21 protein-coding genes and 2 other annotated features are annotated in these 17032 nt (G+C 32.6%); of the genes, 2 read left to right on the top strand and 19 right to left on the bottom strand.

Annotated features, from left to right (window positions below; all coding sequences use genetic code 11):
• Positions 1–4: 4 nt before the first annotated feature.
• From queA to NSS86_RS06910, 12 genes are all read right to left on the bottom strand, one after another.
• The gene (queA, locus tag NSS86_RS06855; RefSeq protein ID WP_001019178.1) at positions 5–1030 is read right to left on the bottom strand and encodes a tRNA preQ1(34) S-adenosylmethionine ribosyltransferase-isomerase QueA; all 1026 of its coding nucleotides are present in this window, start codon (positions 1028–1030) and stop codon (positions 5–7) included.
• A gap of 1 nt (position 1031) precedes the next feature.
• Complete coding sequence (gene ruvB, locus NSS86_RS06860; RefSeq protein ID WP_001005768.1) at positions 1032–2036, bottom strand: Holliday junction branch migration DNA helicase RuvB; 1005 nt, start codon at positions 2034–2036, stop codon at positions 1032–1034.
• 31 nt (positions 2037–2067) lie between these two features.
• Positions 2068–2670 carry a Holliday junction branch migration protein RuvA gene (gene ruvA, locus NSS86_RS06865; RefSeq protein ID WP_000271550.1) on the bottom strand — a complete coding sequence of 201 codons (603 nt, stop codon included), beginning with the start codon at positions 2668–2670 and terminating at the stop codon, positions 2068–2070.
• A gap of 13 nt (positions 2671–2683) precedes the next feature.
• A complete protein-coding gene (locus tag NSS86_RS06870) occupies positions 2684–3139 on the bottom strand; it encodes an ACT domain-containing protein (RefSeq protein ID WP_000368902.1) in 456 nt (151 codons plus the stop codon).
• Positions 3140–3151: 12 nt separating this feature from the next.
• A complete protein-coding gene (gene obgE / locus NSS86_RS06875; RefSeq protein WP_000496100.1) occupies positions 3152–4444 on the bottom strand; it encodes a GTPase ObgE in 1293 nt (430 codons plus the stop codon).
• Between the two features lie 353 nt (positions 4445–4797).
• On the bottom strand, positions 4798–5082 hold the full coding sequence (rpmA, locus tag NSS86_RS06880; protein WP_000916187.1) for a 50S ribosomal protein L27: 285 nt from the start codon (positions 5080–5082) through the stop codon (positions 4798–4800).
• Positions 5083–5093: 11 nt separating this feature from the next.
• Entirely contained in the window at positions 5094–5414 is a 321-nt protein-coding gene (locus NSS86_RS06885) for a ribosomal-processing cysteine protease Prp (RefSeq protein WP_000633692.1), read from the bottom strand.
• Between the two features lie 5 nt (positions 5415–5419).
• Positions 5420–5728 carry a 50S ribosomal protein L21 gene (rplU, locus tag NSS86_RS06890; protein WP_000457386.1) on the bottom strand — a complete coding sequence of 103 codons (309 nt, stop codon included), beginning with the start codon at positions 5726–5728 and terminating at the stop codon, positions 5420–5422.
• Between the two features lie 12 nt (positions 5729–5740).
• Positions 5741–5937 (bottom strand) — a sequence feature (ribosomal protein L21 leader region).
• A 26-nt stretch (positions 5938–5963) separates the two neighbouring features.
• Positions 5964–6494 (bottom strand): rod shape-determining protein MreD, encoded by a 531-nt coding sequence (gene mreD, locus NSS86_RS06895; protein ID WP_001259925.1) that lies wholly within the window; start codon positions 6492–6494, stop codon positions 5964–5966.
• Positions 6494–7336 (bottom strand): rod shape-determining protein MreC, encoded by an 843-nt coding sequence (gene mreC / locus NSS86_RS06900; protein ID WP_000911041.1) that lies wholly within the window; start codon positions 7334–7336, stop codon positions 6494–6496. The genes mreD and mreC overlap by 1 nt, the downstream gene beginning before the upstream one ends.
• Before the next feature lie 198 nt (positions 7337–7534).
• Positions 7535–7654, bottom strand: a complete 120-nt coding sequence (locus tag NSS86_RS06905) for a hypothetical protein (RefSeq protein ID WP_000840602.1) — start codon at positions 7652–7654, stop codon at positions 7535–7537.
• Positions 7655–7727: 73 nt separating this feature from the next.
• On the bottom strand, positions 7728–8201 hold the full coding sequence (locus NSS86_RS06910) for a DUF4930 family protein (RefSeq protein ID WP_001236734.1): 474 nt from the start codon (positions 8199–8201) through the stop codon (positions 7728–7730).
• A gap of 159 nt (positions 8202–8360) precedes the next feature.
• On the opposite strand from NSS86_RS06910, the gene NSS86_RS06915 reads away from it, so the two are divergent.
• The gene (locus NSS86_RS06915; protein WP_000025835.1) at positions 8361–8558 is read left to right on the top strand and encodes a hypothetical protein; all 198 of its coding nucleotides are present in this window, start codon (positions 8361–8363) and stop codon (positions 8556–8558) included.
• A gap of 116 nt (positions 8559–8674) precedes the next feature.
• Here NSS86_RS06915 and NSS86_RS06920 read toward each other — a convergent pair whose 3' ends face one another.
• From NSS86_RS06920 to NSS86_RS06940, 5 genes are all read right to left on the bottom strand, one after another.
• Complete coding sequence (locus NSS86_RS06920) at positions 8675–8959, bottom strand: hypothetical protein (protein ID WP_000171859.1); 285 nt, start codon at positions 8957–8959, stop codon at positions 8675–8677.
• Between the two features lie 67 nt (positions 8960–9026).
• Positions 9027–9713, bottom strand: coding sequence for a DNA repair protein RadC (radC, locus tag NSS86_RS06925; protein WP_000692870.1), 687 nt, complete (start codon positions 9711–9713; stop codon positions 9027–9029).
• Positions 9710–10417, bottom strand: coding sequence for an A24 family peptidase (locus NSS86_RS06930; RefSeq protein WP_000261115.1), 708 nt, complete (start codon positions 10415–10417; stop codon positions 9710–9712). Before NSS86_RS06930 ends, radC begins: the two co-directional genes overlap by 4 nt.
• Before the next feature lie 269 nt (positions 10418–10686).
• Entirely contained in the window at positions 10687–11958 is a 1272-nt protein-coding gene (locus tag NSS86_RS06935; protein ID WP_001108346.1) for a folylpolyglutamate synthase/dihydrofolate synthase family protein, read from the bottom strand.
• A 5-nt stretch (positions 11959–11963) separates the two neighbouring features.
• Complete coding sequence (locus NSS86_RS06940) at positions 11964–14600, bottom strand: valine--tRNA ligase (RefSeq protein ID WP_339302380.1); 2637 nt, start codon at positions 14598–14600, stop codon at positions 11964–11966.
• 43 nt (positions 14601–14643) lie between these two features.
• Positions 14644–14945 (bottom strand) — a binding site (T-box leader).
• A 57-nt stretch (positions 14946–15002) separates the two neighbouring features.
• Between NSS86_RS06940 and NSS86_RS06945 the strand changes: the two genes are divergently transcribed.
• Complete coding sequence (locus NSS86_RS06945; RefSeq protein ID WP_001001237.1) at positions 15003–15563, top strand: DNA-3-methyladenine glycosylase I; 561 nt, start codon at positions 15003–15005, stop codon at positions 15561–15563.
• A gap of 222 nt (positions 15564–15785) precedes the next feature.
• Here the strand turns inward: NSS86_RS06945 and NSS86_RS06950 are convergent, their stop codons facing one another.
• Positions 15786–16859 (bottom strand): AbrB family transcriptional regulator, encoded by a 1074-nt coding sequence (locus NSS86_RS06950; protein ID WP_000177998.1) that lies wholly within the window; start codon positions 16857–16859, stop codon positions 15786–15788.
• 33 nt (positions 16860–16892) lie between these two features.
• On the bottom strand, positions 16893–16994 hold the full coding sequence (locus tag NSS86_RS06955) for a hypothetical protein (RefSeq protein WP_001788970.1): 102 nt from the start codon (positions 16992–16994) through the stop codon (positions 16893–16895).
• Between the last annotated feature and the right edge of the window lie 38 nt (positions 16995–17032).

The following is a 17032-nucleotide window of genomic DNA, read 5'->3' on the forward strand; positions in this document are numbered from 1 at the left end:
CTTTTTATATAATTAACATTGCATCGCCAAAACTAAAGAATCTATATTCTAAATTTACTGCTGTTTTATAAGCATTCAGAACATTTTCACGAGTACTAAACGCTGATACTAGCATAACTAATGTTGATTTTGGTAAATGAAAATTAGTAATCTGGCCATCAATTGCTTTAAAATCAAATCCTGGATAAATAAATATATTAGTCCAGCCACTCGTTTCAACAAATTTATCATGATCGCGTCGAATTGTTTCAAGTGTACGTGTTGAAGTTGTACCAACTGATATAATGCGATGTCCTTTGGACTTAGTATCATTTAATAAATCAGCTGTTTCTTGTGTCATTTGATAATATTCACTATGCATTTCGTGGTCATTCACATCATCGACGCTCACCGGTCTAAACGTACCTAACCCAACATGTAATGTAACAAATGCGATATTAACGCCTTTATTTTTAATTTCAGTTAATAACTCATCAGTAAAATGTAATCCTGCTGTTGGTGCTGCCGCTGAACCACTTTCTTTAGCGTAAACTGTTTGATAACGATCTGGATCATCTAAACGTTCTTTGATGTATGGTGGCAGTGGCATTTCCCCTAATTCATCTAATCTTTCTTGTAAAATACCTTCATAATGTAAACGCATGATGCGTCCACCTTGATCCATTTCTTTTATGCACTCAGCTATAATTTTGCCATTACCAAAATTCAATTTATTACCAACTTTAATACGCTTAGCTGGTTTCAGTAAGACTTCCCAATCATTACCTTCAATTTGAGTTAACATTAACATTTCAACTTTTGCACCAGTTTCTTCTTTTAAACCAAAAAGTCTAGCTGGCATTACTCGCGTATCGTTAAGCACTAATGTATCACCAGGTCTAAAATACTCAATGATATCTTTGAAATGTAAATGTTTCATTTCACCAGTTTCTCTATCCATGACTAATAAACGACTATGATCACGATCTTTTAAAGGCGTTTGAGCAATTAATGATTCTGGTAAGTCATAGTCAAATTCTTCAATATTCACGTTATCCTCTCTCCTCATTCGACTTTGCAAAATGTTCATAAGCTAATGGTGTTGCTTTTCTGCCACGTGGCGTACGTTCTAAAAAGCCTTTCTGAATAAGAAATGGCTCATAAACGTCCTCAATTGTAATACGTTCTTCACCAATTGTTACGGCAATCGTATCTAAACCAACAGGTCCACCATTATACTGCTTAATAATACAGTTCATCATTTTATGATCAATGTAATCTAGTCCGTGTTGATCAACTTGAAGTAAACCTAATGCGTGCTTCGTTGTTTCAATGTATATTTGTTCATCTTCATTCACTTGCTGGAAGTCTCTTACCCGCTTCAATAGTCGATTTGCTACTCTTGGAGTCCCTCTAGAACGTTTAGCAAGTTCAATGGCACTTTCTTCATCAATACCTGTGCCTAAAACCTCAGCTGTTCTAATAATGATTTCTTTTAAATCTGATTCATTATAATATTCTAATCTTAAGTGCACACCAAATCGATCCCTTAGTGGACCTGTTAAGCTGCCAGCTCGCGTTGTTGCACCTACCAAAGTGAATGGAGGTAAGTCGATACGGATACTTCTAGCCTCATCGCCTTTACCAATGATAATATCTAAAAAGAAATCTTCCATTGCAGGGTATAACACTTCTTCAACAACACTACTCAGTCTGTGTATTTCATCAATAAACAATACATCTCCAGGTTGAAGTCCTGATAAAATTGCAGCCAAATCACCAGGTCTTTCTAATGAAGGCCCTGATACTGTACGTATATTAACTTCCATTTCATTGGCAATGATATTAGATAATGTTGTCTTACCTAATCCAGGGGGGCCAAAAAGCAATACATGATCTAATGGTTCATGACGAAGTTTAGCCGCTTTAATAAATACTTCTAAATTACTTTTTATTGAATTTTGACCAATATATTGTCGTAATCTCGTAGGTCTAAGCGACAATTCGAAATCAGTTTCTTCACTATGCATTGATTGATCAACCATACGCTCATTCATGACAACACTTCCCCTATTAATCTATTTAAAATTAAGATACAACTAATTGAAGACCTGCCTTAACAGCTTCATCAACTGAGTCATATTTATTTTTATTTAACGTTTTCTCAACTTTTGCAAGCTCTCGTTTAGAATAACCTAATGCTTCTAACGCTAACATTGCTTCTTGCACGAATTGATCTTGCACCGTCGAAGTAGCGTCTACTTGTAATAATGAATCGCTATCTTCTTCAGTGATTTTCACTTTACCTTTTAAATCTAAGACAATCTGTCTTGCCGTTTTCTTACCAATTCCTGGGAATTTAGTTAAATACGTATCATTTTCATTTTCAATGGCACGTTTTACTTCATTAGGCGTACTTGTCGCTAAAATAGCTAAAGCTGATTTCGGACCAATACCAGTAACTTTAATTAAACTCAAGAACATATCTTTCTCTTCTTCACTACTAAATCCATACAATAATTGTGCATCTTCACGAACAATTAAAGATGTACGAATTAAAACTTCATGATCTAGATGCTTTTGAAAACGATAAGAATTTGGTGTTTGAATTTCATAACCAACACCAGCAGTTTCAACAACTACGTGTGTAGGATATAAATGTGTTAACTTACCTTTGACATACGCGTACATTATAGGCACATCCTTACATACTCATACTAATTAATTCTACTTTTGATACATAATCTAAATTTCTCAAAGCACCAATAACATCTTCTACTGAAGTTTCTTTAGATTTAGCATTCAGTGATAATGTTATTGTTGCTTTTTCTTCCATTGGAATACTTTGATGAATCGTTAATACAGATAGTTCTAACTTTGATATAACATCTAGTACACGTGCCAACATACCCACAATATCAGTTACATATAAAATTAATGTAAATTCTCGATGGTCAAGCATTTTATCGTCTACTGGAAATATCGTTTCTCTATATTTATAAAAAGCACTTCTAGATAGATCAAACTGTTTAACGGCATCATAAATGGACAATGTCGGATCACTTTTTAAGGCATCTTTAATCTTCAATGTTTTAACCACGGATTCAGGCAAGACATCTTCTCTAATTAAATAAAACTTTTTATAATCTTTATTGTCCATCATGTTACGCTCCTATTCAACGAATTCAAATTCTCCGCCAAGAATTCTAACGATATCACCATTTTTACAACCACGTTCTCTAAGTGCATCATCAATACCCATCGAACGCATTTGACGAGCAAATCGACGTACTGCTGGATCACTGTTAAAGTCAGTCATTTTAAACATTCTTTCAATAGCATTACCACTTACCACATAAGCACCATCATCATCTCTTGAAATTGTAAATTTATCTTGTGACGGTGTATGTTTATATAATACTCGGTTAATGCCAACTGACTCCTCTTCTTCAACTGTGAAGTCAACATCTTTATATTCTTCTAATTTATCTGCTATTGCATATAATAATTGATCAATATTATCACGCGTTATTGTTGAAACTGGAATAACTGGCACATCTTCGCCAATTTCTTCTTTAAACAAGTTTAAATTATCTTGTGATTCAGGTAAATCCATCTTGTTAGCTACTACGATTTGAGGTCTATCTTCTAAACGTTGCTCGTACGCAGCTAATTCTTGATTAATGACTTTATAATCTTCAATAGGTTCTCTACCTTCAGAACCGCTCATATCAATCATGTGAACAATAACTTTTGTTCTCTCTACATGTCTTAAAAATTGATGTCCTAATCCAACGCCATCAGATGCACCTTCAATTAAACCTGGTAAATCTGCCATAACAAAACTACGTTGATCAGGCGTTGAAACAACACCTAGATTTGGTTTAATCGTTGTAAAATGATATGCCCCAATTTTAGGCTTAGCTTTTGAAACGATAGATAATAAAGTCGATTTACCCACACTAGGGAAACCTACTAATCCTACATCAGCTAATAATTTCAATTCTAAAGATACATCTAATTCCTCACCTGGTTCACCTTTTTCACTGAAGTCAGGTGCAGGGTTTCTAGGTGTTGCAAAACGTGAATTACCTCGGCCACCTCGACCGCCCTTCGCTACTACAGCTCTTTGACCATCTTCAACAAGATCTGCTAACACTTCGTCTGTTTCAACATTTTTAATAATTGTACCAGGTGGAACTTTTAATACTAAATCTTCCGCATTTTTACCATGCATATTACTACTTTGGCCATTTTCACCTTTGCTTGCTTTAAAATGACGTTGATATCTAAAATCTAATAACGTTCTTAAACCTTCATCCACTTCAAATACGACTGAAGCACCTTTACCACCGTCACCGCCAGCTGGTCCACCAAATGGTACATATTTTTCTCTTCTATATGCGGTAATACCATTACCACCATCACCGGCTTTAAGAGATATTTTGACTTGATCGACAAACATATATCTCACCTCTTTTACATATAATTTTCATTTTCCCAATAATTATAGCATATTAGAGCCCCTTATATATTGTAAATAATTAGGGGCTCTTATGCAGTTGCTTTTAAATTTACTTTACTCAAATTGCTGATATTTCCGAATACCAAATATGATACTTTTTTTGCTTTTTATACTGCAACTGTATTCTTTTGTCCCCTTATAGTTTAGCGATTAGGGGCTCTTATGCAGTTGTACATTTAGTATAACGTCTAAAATTCCCATTTTTTAATAACATAATTAAAATAATAATGAAAAACCTTTTATAAAAAGTAAAAAACACCAGAAGATTCACTTCTGGTGTTAACTAGACAAAATTATTCAGCTACTGCATATACAGAAACTTGTTTTTTGTCGCGACCTTTACGTTCGAATTTAACAACGCCGTCGATTTTAGCGAATAATGTATCATCGCCACCACGACCTACATTTTCACCAGGGTAAATTTTAGTACCACGTTGGCGATATAAAATTGAACCACCTGTTACGAATTGACCGTCAGCACGTTTAGCACCTAAGCGTTTTGATTCAGAGTCACGTCCGTTTTTTGTAGAACTTACCCCTTTTTTAGATGCGAAGAATTGTAAGTTTAATTTTAACATCGGAATGCACCTCACTTATAATTTAATCTAATATTCTCATTATATTCTTCTTCAATAGTTTGTAAAGACACAAGCATTGTTTGAAGAATTAGTTGCGCTTCATCGTTATTTGTATCAACGCTTCTTATATGAAAATGACCACCATTGTCGTCATAATTGATATCTGGTCTCTCAGATGTCAATCCTATAATCGCATTAACACTACCAAACAATACAGCTGAAGCTCCAGCACAAACGATATCATGACCATATTCACCATGGTCAGCATGGCCATCCATAATAACGTCTGTTACTTTGCCTTCATCATTAACTGTAATATCAACAGTAATCATAATAATTACGCGTTGATTTTATCGATTGTTAATTTAGTGTATGGTTGACGATGGCCTTTTTTACGTTTTGAATTTTTACGACGTTTGTATGTGAATACAGTGATTTTTTTACCGCGACCTTGTTTATTAACAGTAGCAGTAACTGTTGCACCTTCAACTGTTGGCGCTCCAACTTTAACTGAATCTCCACCTACAAATAATACTTTATCAAATGTAAAAGTATCTCCTTCGTTTACGTCTAATTTTTCAACGAAGATTTCTTGACCTTCTTCTACTTTGATTTGTTTTCCACCTGTTTCAATAATAGCAAACATACTTTGCACCTCCTGTATAATAAGTCACGCCATACATAGGTGACATTTCGTTATTGAGTCAAGCGTTTGCACTCTACGTTGTTTCGGTCGCAACTCGAGTCATTTATAAACATAAACTCTTCTCGTTTCTTCCTTCAACGCCTTGATTGACAATCGCTTTCTTCATTAAAAATGTTCTTGAACCTATATTTGAGCGGTTGTATGTAGCTACTTATAACTACTCAACTATTGCATCTTACCATTGACGACGTTTCATGTCAATGTCATTGTTTGTTTTTTTAAGGAACTTTATAATCAACGGATAAAGCATAATCAACAGTACAAAATTCATAATTAATGTTGGCAATAATCTAAAGACTACAAAATGAATAATATCAAATTGAATGAATCCTAACATACCGTATATTAATGCCACATAGACTTCTAATAATAAGGTGCTGGCTAATATAATAATGAATAACATCGAATGATCTTTGTAAAAAATTTTAAAGAATCGATCTATAAGTGCTAAAAACAATATATAGCCAAATAAGTACACTCCATAAATACTACCAAAGTATACATCAGTCATTACGCCTAAAAATATGCTGAGCAATAATGATACGCCAAAGCCACGATACACTACCATCATTAAAATATACATAAATGTAAGGTGTGGTACAAATACAAGTTCAAACTTACCTATATGCATTGGAATAAGAAGCCCAATTGCAGTATCTATATAAAATAGTAAAATACCTATCAAAAAATAATACAGTGTACGCATTATTTATCCCTGCTTTCATCATCAGGAATTGTTTTAGGATCTCTTTTTGCAACATAAACATGACTCAAATCTGTTAAGTCTGCACCAGTCTTAACCCTAACTTCTTTAGCTAAGCCGTATTGATCATTTTGAACCTTAGTCACTTCTCCTATATATAAATTACTTGGTAGTTGATCAGCTAATCCACTTGTAACGACTTTATCACCTTTTGAGATATTATCTCTATTATTAATGTCACTAATTACAAGTTCTGAGTTCTTTTCATCATAACGATCAATTAAACCAAATATATTTTTAGAACCGTGTTGTATATTTACAGATAATTTACCCGCACGTGTATTAGTTGAGATTAAATCAACTTGTGAAGAAAATTTATTAACTTTAGTAACTCTTCCAACAAAACCTTGTGATGTCATCACAGCCATATTTGAAGTTATACCTGATTTAGATCCCTTATCAATTACAATTGTATTCATCCACTGATCCGGATTTCTTGCTAAAACCGTAGTAGAAATAGGATCAAATTTTGAAATATCTTTTAAATCAAGCTCTTTTTTTAATTTTTCATTTTCCGCTTCTAATTGTTGGTTCTTAGATTCTAACTGGCTAATCTTATTTTTAGATTCTTTAGAATCTCCTTTTTTAAAAAAGTCCCCAATCGTACCAGCAACAAAATTAACTGGATAACTCACAACTCGTTGTCCAAAAGACACAGAATCACCTATATATTGTTCAGGAGGTGATTGAGATTGTGAACGTATGGACAGCCCAATTAATGCAATAAAAACGATAATTGCACATAAAACAACAATTAATTTGTTATTTTTAAAAAACTTAAGCACCCAGAACACCTCTATTATGTCAAAATATTGTATATCCTTTTCTATTTTATATTACTCCCATTATGAAATAAAGCACTAACTACGAATTACTTTGAAAATGAACAACTCCGTAAAAAATTTGTGGCATTTTAAAAACAAAAAACTATTAGCAAACATTCCAGTCACTAGTAGTTTAAATAATCGATTTAAATTTTAAAATTATTTGTTTGTATCGTTCGAGGATTCACTGTTCGAATTCTGAAGTTGTCTCCAACGTGCGAATAAGTTCTGGGCCTTTTGTTGTTCATTAGCTTGTTTCTGTTTTGATTGTTCTGCCATTTGAACTACACCAACCTTTTAAATTTATTCTAGTGACAGGATAACTAAAATATATTTCTTATGCAATAATTTCCTATTGATAAGCATTTTCGGGTTTTAGTTGTAAATTTTGCCCTAATTCATTTAAGTCTTGTTGCATTTCAAATTCAGTATTGTAAACACGCATTGACTCATCTCCAAATTTATAAAGAATAAATTCGTCTCCTCTTTGACCTATAATATATTGATCATTATAAGCCATGCGATTCATTCCAGACACAGCCATAAACTCTTGTTTATCTATCATTTTAAATACATTTTTAATTTGGCTTAATGGTACATTCTTTATTAAATCATTTTCTTTTAATGAATATTTCTCACCACTTACATAAACATGTTGGGCATCATTAGTGGGTTGCGTAACTTGATTCATTTGATCATTATCGTGATTTACAGGATTCCAATCTTGTTCTTTTAAAAAAGGTGCGTATTTCAAGGCGATATAAACAATTATCACAATTGCTATTACTGCTATAATGTTTTTAATCATACTAAATATCAATCTCATAGTTCGCCTCCAATGTCTTCATCTAATTATATATTTTATTATGTATATTTTCCTCAGTCTTCAGCCTTAATCATGATATATCTTAGGACTGATGCACGTTCATTTAAAATAGCTTATAATTTTGTTATGATTTAAAAGCGTATGAGGAGGTTTGTAGCATTGAGTATACTAACAATTATTTTAATAGCACTATTAGTCATCCTCCTTTTTAGAGTTGGACTTTCTATTTTGCGATTTTTAATTTATGTCGGACTTGTTTTATTATGTATTTACTTAGGATATCAAGGTTTAATTTGGTTGCTCGATTTTTTTCAAATAAATAGTGGGTTTTTACCGCACTTTCAATTTAACAATTAAATTTATTCTGCATAACAAAACTCCTAATGTACTAGTTTAGAATTTTTTAACTAGTTCCACATTAGGAGTTTTAATTTGGTTTCAAGCACGGATACTACTTGATGAACAGATTACTATTACTTACGCCCAAATGCGTTAGATAAAAATCGTATCAGCGCGTAGCTACCACTTAGTAAAAGGCCCCAAACGATTCCAGTAAAAATTGAGCCGATTGCTACACTTAATAAAGGAAAAGCTTGTTTCGTAACGATCACACCTGCTAACGCCGTTACTAAAATACCTAACGTAGATAAAGCTAATGTTATTAATAGATTGCGCTTTGTTACAGGTTCATTTTTAATATTTAACTGCATGGTATAAACCATTGGCACGAGAACCCCGATAATAATAAATAGAGTCACTATTTTTCCTCCAATGAAAGTACTTCGTAGGTATTATACACAAGATACGTCATTAATTCTATCAACTTCAATCATTTTCATCAAAGTAACCCGCTTCTACAAGACTGGTAAATCTATTATCACCGATTATAATATGATCCAATAAATCTATCCCTAAAATCAAACCACACTCCTTCAACCTCATTGTTGTTATGATATCTTCTTGTGAGGGCGTTACATCACCGGATGGATGATTATGAACTGCGATGATTGCATTGGCATTTTCTCTCACCGCAATACTAAAAATTTCACGTGGATGTACAATCGAACTATTTAATGTACCTTTAAAAACACAGGTTTCTTTAATCACTACATTTTTTGAATTTAACAATAAAATGACAAAATGTTCTTGTGTTAAATCTTTCATTGTTGGAATCATATAATCAGCAACATCACTTGGTTGCGTTATTTTTATACGATTATTTTCAGCTCTTCTCCCCATCCTTTCCCCTAACTCAAATGCTGCTTTTAAAGTAATTGCTTTTTGTAATCCAATCCCTTTAACTTTTATCAAATCGTTAATTGAAGATTTTTTCAATTCATTCAGATTCGAAGCAGATTTAAGCAGTTCATTACTAATGTCTATGCTCGAGAATCCTTTTCTTCCGGTGTTAATTAATATAGCTAATAATTCTGTATTCGAAAGACTTTTTGCACCATGGCTTAACAAACGTTCTCTTGGCATTTCTGAAGTTACCATTTCTTTAATTTTCAAAAATATACGCCTCCTAAAAATTGATGGATATCATTATAAAAAAGTGAATTGATAAAAAAGGAAATAAATATAAATGGAACAAGGGGTAATAGTTTAATCGGCTTAAATATCATGGTAATTAAAGCAACTAAACCAGCAATGACAAATGTAAATAAAATGACATAAATAGTGAATTGGAGAGGGAAAAACAAAGAAAGTGCAGATATTAGTAAAACGTCACCATAACCAATATATGCCCGAAATAAAAAGTAGAATATATGCGTGGTCATACTAATAATGATAAAAGCTACTGGATAAATCATACTTAACGAGAGAGAAACGATACAATAAATTATAATTAAGCGACAATCTAACATTAAAGAAGTGATATCGGTCATAGTAAAAATAAGCAGAAAAACATATGTAGTTATAAATAGCGTAGCATTTACGTATGTGAAATCATACTTAATAAAGACGATAGGTATTAAAGCAAAGGTTTCCCCTAAGAAATGTGTTAGGGAAATACGCTTTCGACAGTTTCGACATCGCCCTTTTAATAATAAAAAACTAATAATCGGCATTAATTCATACCATTTGAGTGACGAATTACAATAATCACATTTCGATCTTCTATGTAAATAATCAAATGACGTTTCTTCTATAGATATAAATTGATATAGAAAACTAAAAATACAACTGCAGCTATAAGATAACAATACTACCAAATGACAACCTCCTTATGTAAATTATAGTTAGTTATTACCAAAATGTAAATATACACTATTTTTCAAGAATTGAACCGCTTTTTCATTTAAATTTTTCAATATTGCTAAGCATAATTGATGGATACTTTAACAACCCATTACTGCTCGGCAAAATTAATAATGGCAAGAAATTGAACCTTATAAACACATACGATTTAGAGCATAAAAAATAACCATGAAGCTCTACCTATTGATTAAATAGATTCTTCATGGCTATTTTAGTTTTAGTTTTATAATGCTTCAAAGTCTAATTTTGATTTAACTTCACTTATGAAATACAGACTACCGGTAATTACTAATGTATCACCTTGATAATTTTTTATAAATTCAACGTAGTCATCTACTAATTGTATTTCATCATTTTCAATACTACCTACAATTTCTTCTTTGCGTAACGCTTTCGGAAAATCAAATTCAGTTGCATAAAACGTATGCGCAATTAAACTTAAATGTTTGACCATCTCGTTAATCGGTTTTCCGTTTATTGCTGAGAACAAAATATCTACTTTTTCTTTATCATGGTACTGTTTAATTGTATCAATTAGAGCATCTATACTCTCTGAATTATGTGCGCCATCCAAAATGATTAAAGGTTTGTCATGCACCTGCTCAATACGTCCAGTCCAACGAACTGATTCAATACCGTCTATCATCTTATTGAAATCTAATTCAATTAATCCTTGTTCATTTAATTCAATAAGAGCTGTTATGGCTAATGCAGCATTTTGTTTCTGATGTTCACCTAACATGCTTAAAATGATTGTTTCTAATTCATAATCTTTATAACGGTAAGTAAATTCATCATTTTGCGATACAACAACAATTTCTCTATCTAATTCAATTGGCTTTGCATGTTGTTCAATTGCGCGTTCACGAACATATTTTAATGCATCTTCATTTTTAACAGCATATATCACTGGAACGTTAGGCTTTATAATCGCGCCTTTATCCCTAGCAATATCTAGATAAGTACCACCTAAAATATCTGTATGGTCTAGACCGATACTAGTTAAGATTGATAAAACCGGTGTAAAGACATTTGTCGAATCGTTCTTTATACCCAATCCAGCCTCAACAATGACAAAATCAACAGGATGTATTTCACCAAAATATAAAAACATCATCGCTGTGATTATTTCGAATTCAGTTGCAACACCTAAATCTGTTTCACGTTCCATCATTTCACTTACTGGTTTAATACGTGATACTAATTCTACAATAGCGTCATTTGATATTGGCACACCATTTAGACTAATTCGTTCATTAAATGTTTCAATAAACGGCGACGTAAATGTACCTACTTCATAACCATTTTCAACTAAAGCTGTTCTAAGGTAAGCAACTGTAGAGCCTTTACCATTTGTGCCACCTACATGAATACCCTTAATGTTATTTTGAGGATTATTAAACTGTGCTAGCATCCATTCCATACGTTTAACACCTGGTTTGATGCCAAATTTAGTTCTTTCGTGTATCCAATACAAGCTCTCTAGGTAATTCATTGTTACTAACTCCTATGTTTTAATTGTTCAATTCTTGCCTTCACACCATCATATTTTTCTTGATAATCTTGTTTTTTACGTTTTTCTTCATTTATAACCTTTTCAGGTGCTTTACTTACAAAGTTTTCATTAGAGAGCTTTTTATCTACTCTATCTAATTCGCTTTGAAGTTTAGCTAATTCTTTTTCCAAACGGCTGATTTCCTTATCCATATCAATTAGCCCTTCTAATGGTAATACCACTTTACCTGCAATTACAACTGATGTCATTGCTTTCTCAGGAATTTCCACGTCAGTGCTAATATTTAAGGTACTAGGATTACAGAATTTGATTAAATAATCTTTGTTTTGTGATAAAGTTGTTTCAATTTCTTTATCTTTAGCTTGAATTAAAATAGGTATTTCTTTAGACAATGGCGTATTTACTTCTACACGTGATTGTCTTACAGATTTAATGATTTCAACAAGTTGTTGCATTGTTTGTTTACTTTCTTCAAAAATCAATGATTCACGCACTTCTGGCCATGAAGCTTTAACAATTGTGTCACCTTCATGTGGTAAACTTTGCCATATTTTCTCTGTTACAAATGGCATGAATGGATGTAGCATTCTCATAATATTGTCTAAAGTATAACTCAATACTGAACGTGTAACTTGTTTTTGTTCTTCATCATTACTATTCATTGGAATTTTACTCATTTCAATGTACCAATCACAGAAATCATCCCAAATGAAATTATATAATGCACGTCCAACTTCGCCGAATTCATATTTGTCACTTAAATCAGTAACTGTTGCAATCGTTTCATTTAAACGTGTTAGAATCCATTTATCTGCTAATGATAAGTTACCACTTAAATCGATATCTTCAACTTTAAAGTCTTCACCGATATTCATTAAACTGAAACGTGCCCCATTCCAGATTTTATTGATAAAGTTCCACACTGACTCAACTTTTTCAGTTGAGTATCTTAAATCATGTCCTGGAGATGAACCTGTTGCTAAGAAGTAACGCAAGCTATCAGCACCGTATTCGTCAATAACATCCATTGGATCCACACCATTACCTAATGATTTACTCATCTTACGCCCGTCTTCAGCACGAACTAAACCGTGTAATAATACATCATTAAATGGACGACGATCTGTAAATTCTAAGCCTTGGAATATCATGCGTGCGACCCAGAAAAAGATAATATCGTAACCTGTAACTAAGGCATTTGTTGGGTAGTATCGTTTAAAGTCTTCACTTTCTAAATCAGGCCAACCTAACGTAGAGAAAGGCCATAAAGCACTTGAGAACCACGTATCTAATACATCTTCATCTTGTTGCCAATTTTCAATATCAGTTGGCGCTTCTTCTCCAACATATATTTCGCCTGTTTCTTTATGATACCAAGCCGGAATTTGATGACCCCACCATAATTGTCTTGAAATCGTCCAATCTCTAATATTTTCCATCCATTGGTTAAATGTATGTTCGAAACGTTGCGGATAAAAATCAATACGATCATCTGTTTTTTGGTTATCTAATGAACGTTTCGCTAAGTCTTCCATGCGCACAAACCATTGTGTTGATAAATATGGTTCAACAACAGCGCCAGATCGTTCTGAATGACCTACAGAATGAACATGATCTTCAATCTTGATAACTAAATCTTGTTCTTTTAAATCTTTAACTAGCTGTTTACGACAATCAAAACGGTCCATACCTTCATATTTACCCGCTTTGTCGTTCATTTTACCATTTTCATCCATAACGATAATATTTTCTAATTGATGTCTTTGACCAATTTCAAAATCATTAGGGTCATGTGCTGGTGTCACTTTCATAGCACCAGAACCGAAGTCTATATCAACATACTCATCTGCTAAAATAGGCAGTTCGCGTCCTACGATTGGTAATATAACAGTTTTACCGATTACATCTTTGTATCGTTCGTCATTAGGGTTAACAACAATCGCTGTATCACCTAACATCGTTTCTGGTCTTGTTGTTGCAATTTCAATAAAACCTTCACCATCAGCGTAAGGATATTTAAAATGATAAAACGCACCTTGAACATCTTCATGTATTACTTCAATATCAGATAAAGCTGTACGTGCTTTAGGATCCCAATTTATAATACGTTCGCCACGATAAATAATTCCTTTATTGTATAAATCAACAAAAACTTTTTTAACTGCTTTACTTAAACCTTCATCTAAAGTAAAACGTTCTCTACTATAATCTAAACCTAGACCTAATTTAGCCCATTGCGCACGAATAAATGACGCATACTCTTCTTTCCAATCCCATGCCTGTTCTAAAAACTTTTCACGACCAAGATCATATCTAGTTATTCCTTGTTCATTTAATTTAGCTTCTACCTTTGCCTGTGTCGCAATACCAGCATGATCCATACCTGGTAAGTATAACGTATCGTATCCTTGCATACGTTTCATACGTGTAATGATATCTTGTAAAGTCGTATCCCATGCATGTCCTAAATGTAATTTACCAGTTACATTTGGTGGCGGGATAACAATTGTATATGTTTCTTTTGATTTATCTTCTGACGGTTTAAAATAACCATTCTTTACCCATTCTTCATAACGTCCCGCTTCAACTTCACGAGGATCATATTTTGGTTTCATTTCCATTTGCTATACCTCCTAAAAAAATAAAAATATCCATCCTATATACAAATAGGACGGATATTCCGTGGTACCACCTATATTCAAGAAGGATGTTTAATATCAAATTCACTCTTTTAACATAATTGGAATAATCATACCAATACTATCATCGTGAAATTTGAAATGCTTCATCTCTTCAAGCACTCTAGATTATGATTAACGCTCAAACACGTCTTAGCCTACTATTAATCACGTTCAGCTAAGATACTCTGTGGGCTACCTTCAGTAAAAATCATTTACATACTCACACCAAATCATATGCTCTCTTTAAAATAATTTGAACTTACTCTTCCCAAATCCTATATTAAACTCTTAACTTATAGTATAATGATTGACAAAATAAGTCAATGTATAGGTGGGAATAAAATGAATGAATGCGCATTTGGTACTAAAGATCCAGTCTACTTAAACTATCATGATCATGTATGGGGACAACCGCTCTATGATAGCAAGGCATTGTTTAAACTTTTAGCATTAGAATCACAACATGCTGGGCTATCTTGGTTAACTATTTTAAAAAAGAAAGAAGCCTATGAAGAAGCATTTTATGATTTCGAACCAGAAAAGGTAGCACAAATGACCGCTCAAGATATCGACCGCTTAATGACTTTTCCAAATATCGTTCATCATCGTAAAAAATTAGAAGCAATTGTTAATCAAGCTCAAGGGTATTTAAAAATTGAACAAGCATATGGTAGTTTTAGTAAATTTTTATGGTCTTATGTAAATGGTAAGCCTAAAGATTTGCAGTATGAACATGCTTCTGATCGTATCACAGTTGATGATACTGCAACACAACTATCTAAAGATTTAAAACAATACGGGTTTAAATTTTTAGGTCCAGTAACAGTATTTTCGTTTTTAGAAGCAGCTGGTTTATATGATGCACATTTAAAAGATTGTCCATCAAAGCCTAAACACAATTAATTTGCTATAGCATCATAAAGTAAACGAGACATCATCTATTTTTAACTAATAGACTGTCTCGTTTTTTGATGTGAAAATTTATTCAAATCATAAGTTAAAGTTCCAAGTTAATGCACTGCTAATATTAGATATCTTAATCTAAAAATAGATGTACAACCTTTGCTTAAACCTTAATAATGAATTCTATCCTAAGCATAATTCAACTTAAATGGATGATAGTTTCTAATCTTCACGCTTATTCGAACGATATTTTAAAAAGTAATTAATTCCTGGTGCAATAATAAATAGGATGAAAAAGATTCGGAAAATATGATAACTCGTAATCATAGCAACATCGGCACCAGTAGCTAATGCAACTAAAACTATCTGATTAACCCCTCCTGGTGCTGCACCAAGAAACAATTCATTAATAGGATTATTATCAAAGAAATGTATGATATAAACCATGATTAGCGCACCAATTATCAACATAATATTTTGAATTGTAATTGCGATTGCTAGTCTACCTTTTAAATCTGACAATAAATGCGCAATTTGAACTCCAATTCTAATCATATATATTAGTTGTGCCATGTTCAACAACCAATGATCTAGTGTAAATGTTAAACCTGTAGAAAAATTCCAAACAATTAATACAATGAGTGGTGCTAATAATTGAAATGTTGGAAACTTTATTTTAGACATAATTAGATAAACTATAAAGATAGCTATCGCTAAAATAACTATTTGCCCTATGTTTAATACTTGTGATAAAGGCAAGACTTTTGTTAACTTTCCATTCGCATGCATGTTACCATCATGAAAAAAATATGAAATGAACGGTACTAAAACAACAACAAATATAATTCGTGATGTTTGCGTTAAGCTAACAACTAACAAATTAGCACGTTTGTCTTGTTCAGCCATGACCAGCATTTGTGTTAGTGCTCCTGGTATAACACTTAAAATAGCTGTTTCTGTATTAATACGTGCAATTTTTTTAAAAATAAATGCCATTACTATTGCAATTAATAATATCGAAATAGATACAACAATAATCGAAAGCCAATTGTTTTTAATATCCATAACGACATTTTTCGTAAACGTTGATCCGATTTGCACCCCTAATAGTACAATCCCTAATTCACTAAGTAAGAATGGCCATTTAATATCAAGTTTGAAAACTTTCACACAAATGATTGATGCGATAATAGGACCAAACATAAATGGGAGTAATACGTGCGATGAATACAATATAATACTAATAAAAAATGATAAAACGAACACAATGAAATTATTTCTATATATCATTGTCATGTTTTCCACTTCTTTCAATAAAAAATAAAATGACTAAATTGCTGCTTGAGCTTCACGTTTGTTAAGATAACAATATCCGCTAGCAGTTTTGACTACAAAGCATATATGGACTTTCACTATCAAGTCGCCGCCCATGCCTGATATACATTTAAAAAGAGCCTGAACAAAGTTCA

The organism is Staphylococcus sp. FSL W8-0056, from assembly GCF_037963075.1.
Lineage (GTDB): Bacteria > Bacillota > Bacilli > Staphylococcales > Staphylococcaceae > Staphylococcus > Staphylococcus aureus.

What these genes read in the sequence shown, in the direction of transcription:
- ruvB (WP_001005768.1), bottom strand. Translation starts at nt 2,036, where the DNA reads ATGAATGAGCGTATGGTTGATCAATCAATGCATAGTGAAGAAACTGAT.
- ruvA (WP_000271550.1), bottom strand. Translation starts at nt 2,670, where the DNA reads ATGTACGCGTATGTCAAAGGTAAGTTAACACATTTATATCCTACACAC.
- NSS86_RS06870 (WP_000368902.1), bottom strand. Translation starts at nt 3,139, where the DNA reads ATGGACAATAAAGATTATAAAAAGTTTTATTTAATTAGAGAAGATGTC.
- obgE (WP_000496100.1), bottom strand. Translation starts at nt 4,444, where the DNA reads ATGTTTGTCGATCAAGTCAAAATATCTCTTAAAGCCGGTGATGGTGGT.
- rpmA (WP_000916187.1), bottom strand. Translation starts at nt 5,082, where the DNA reads ATGTTAAAATTAAACTTACAATTCTTCGCATCTAAAAAAGGGGTAAGT.
- NSS86_RS06885 (WP_000633692.1), bottom strand. Translation starts at nt 5,414, where the DNA reads ATGATTACTGTTGATATTACAGTTAATGATGAAGGCAAAGTAACAGAC.
- rplU (WP_000457386.1), bottom strand. Translation starts at nt 5,728, where the DNA reads ATGTTTGCTATTATTGAAACAGGTGGAAAACAAATCAAAGTAGAAGAA.
- mreD (WP_001259925.1), bottom strand. Translation starts at nt 6,494, where the DNA reads ATGCGTACACTGTATTATTTTTTGATAGGTATTTTACTATTTTATATA.
- NSS86_RS06905 (WP_000840602.1), bottom strand. Translation starts at nt 7,654, where the DNA reads ATGGCAGAACAATCAAAACAGAAACAAGCTAATGAACAACAAAAGGCC.
- NSS86_RS06910 (WP_001236734.1), bottom strand. Translation starts at nt 8,201, where the DNA reads ATGAGATTGATATTTAGTATGATTAAAAACATTATAGCAGTAATAGCA.
- NSS86_RS06935 (WP_001108346.1), bottom strand. Translation starts at nt 11,958, where the DNA reads ATGAATTACCTAGAGAGCTTGTATTGGATACACGAAAGAACTAAATTT.
- NSS86_RS06940 (WP_339302380.1), bottom strand. Translation starts at nt 14,600, where the DNA reads ATGGAAATGAAACCAAAATATGATCCTCGTGAAGTTGAAGCGGGACGT.
- NSS86_RS06945 (WP_001001237.1), top strand. Translation starts at nt 15,003, where the DNA reads ATGAATGAATGCGCATTTGGTACTAAAGATCCAGTCTACTTAAACTAT.
- NSS86_RS06950 (WP_000177998.1), bottom strand. Translation starts at nt 16,859, where the DNA reads ATGACAATGATATATAGAAATAATTTCATTGTGTTCGTTTTATCATTT.
- NSS86_RS06955 (WP_001788970.1), bottom strand. Translation starts at nt 16,994, where the DNA reads ATGGGCGGCGACTTGATAGTGAAAGTCCATATATGCTTTGTAGTCAAA.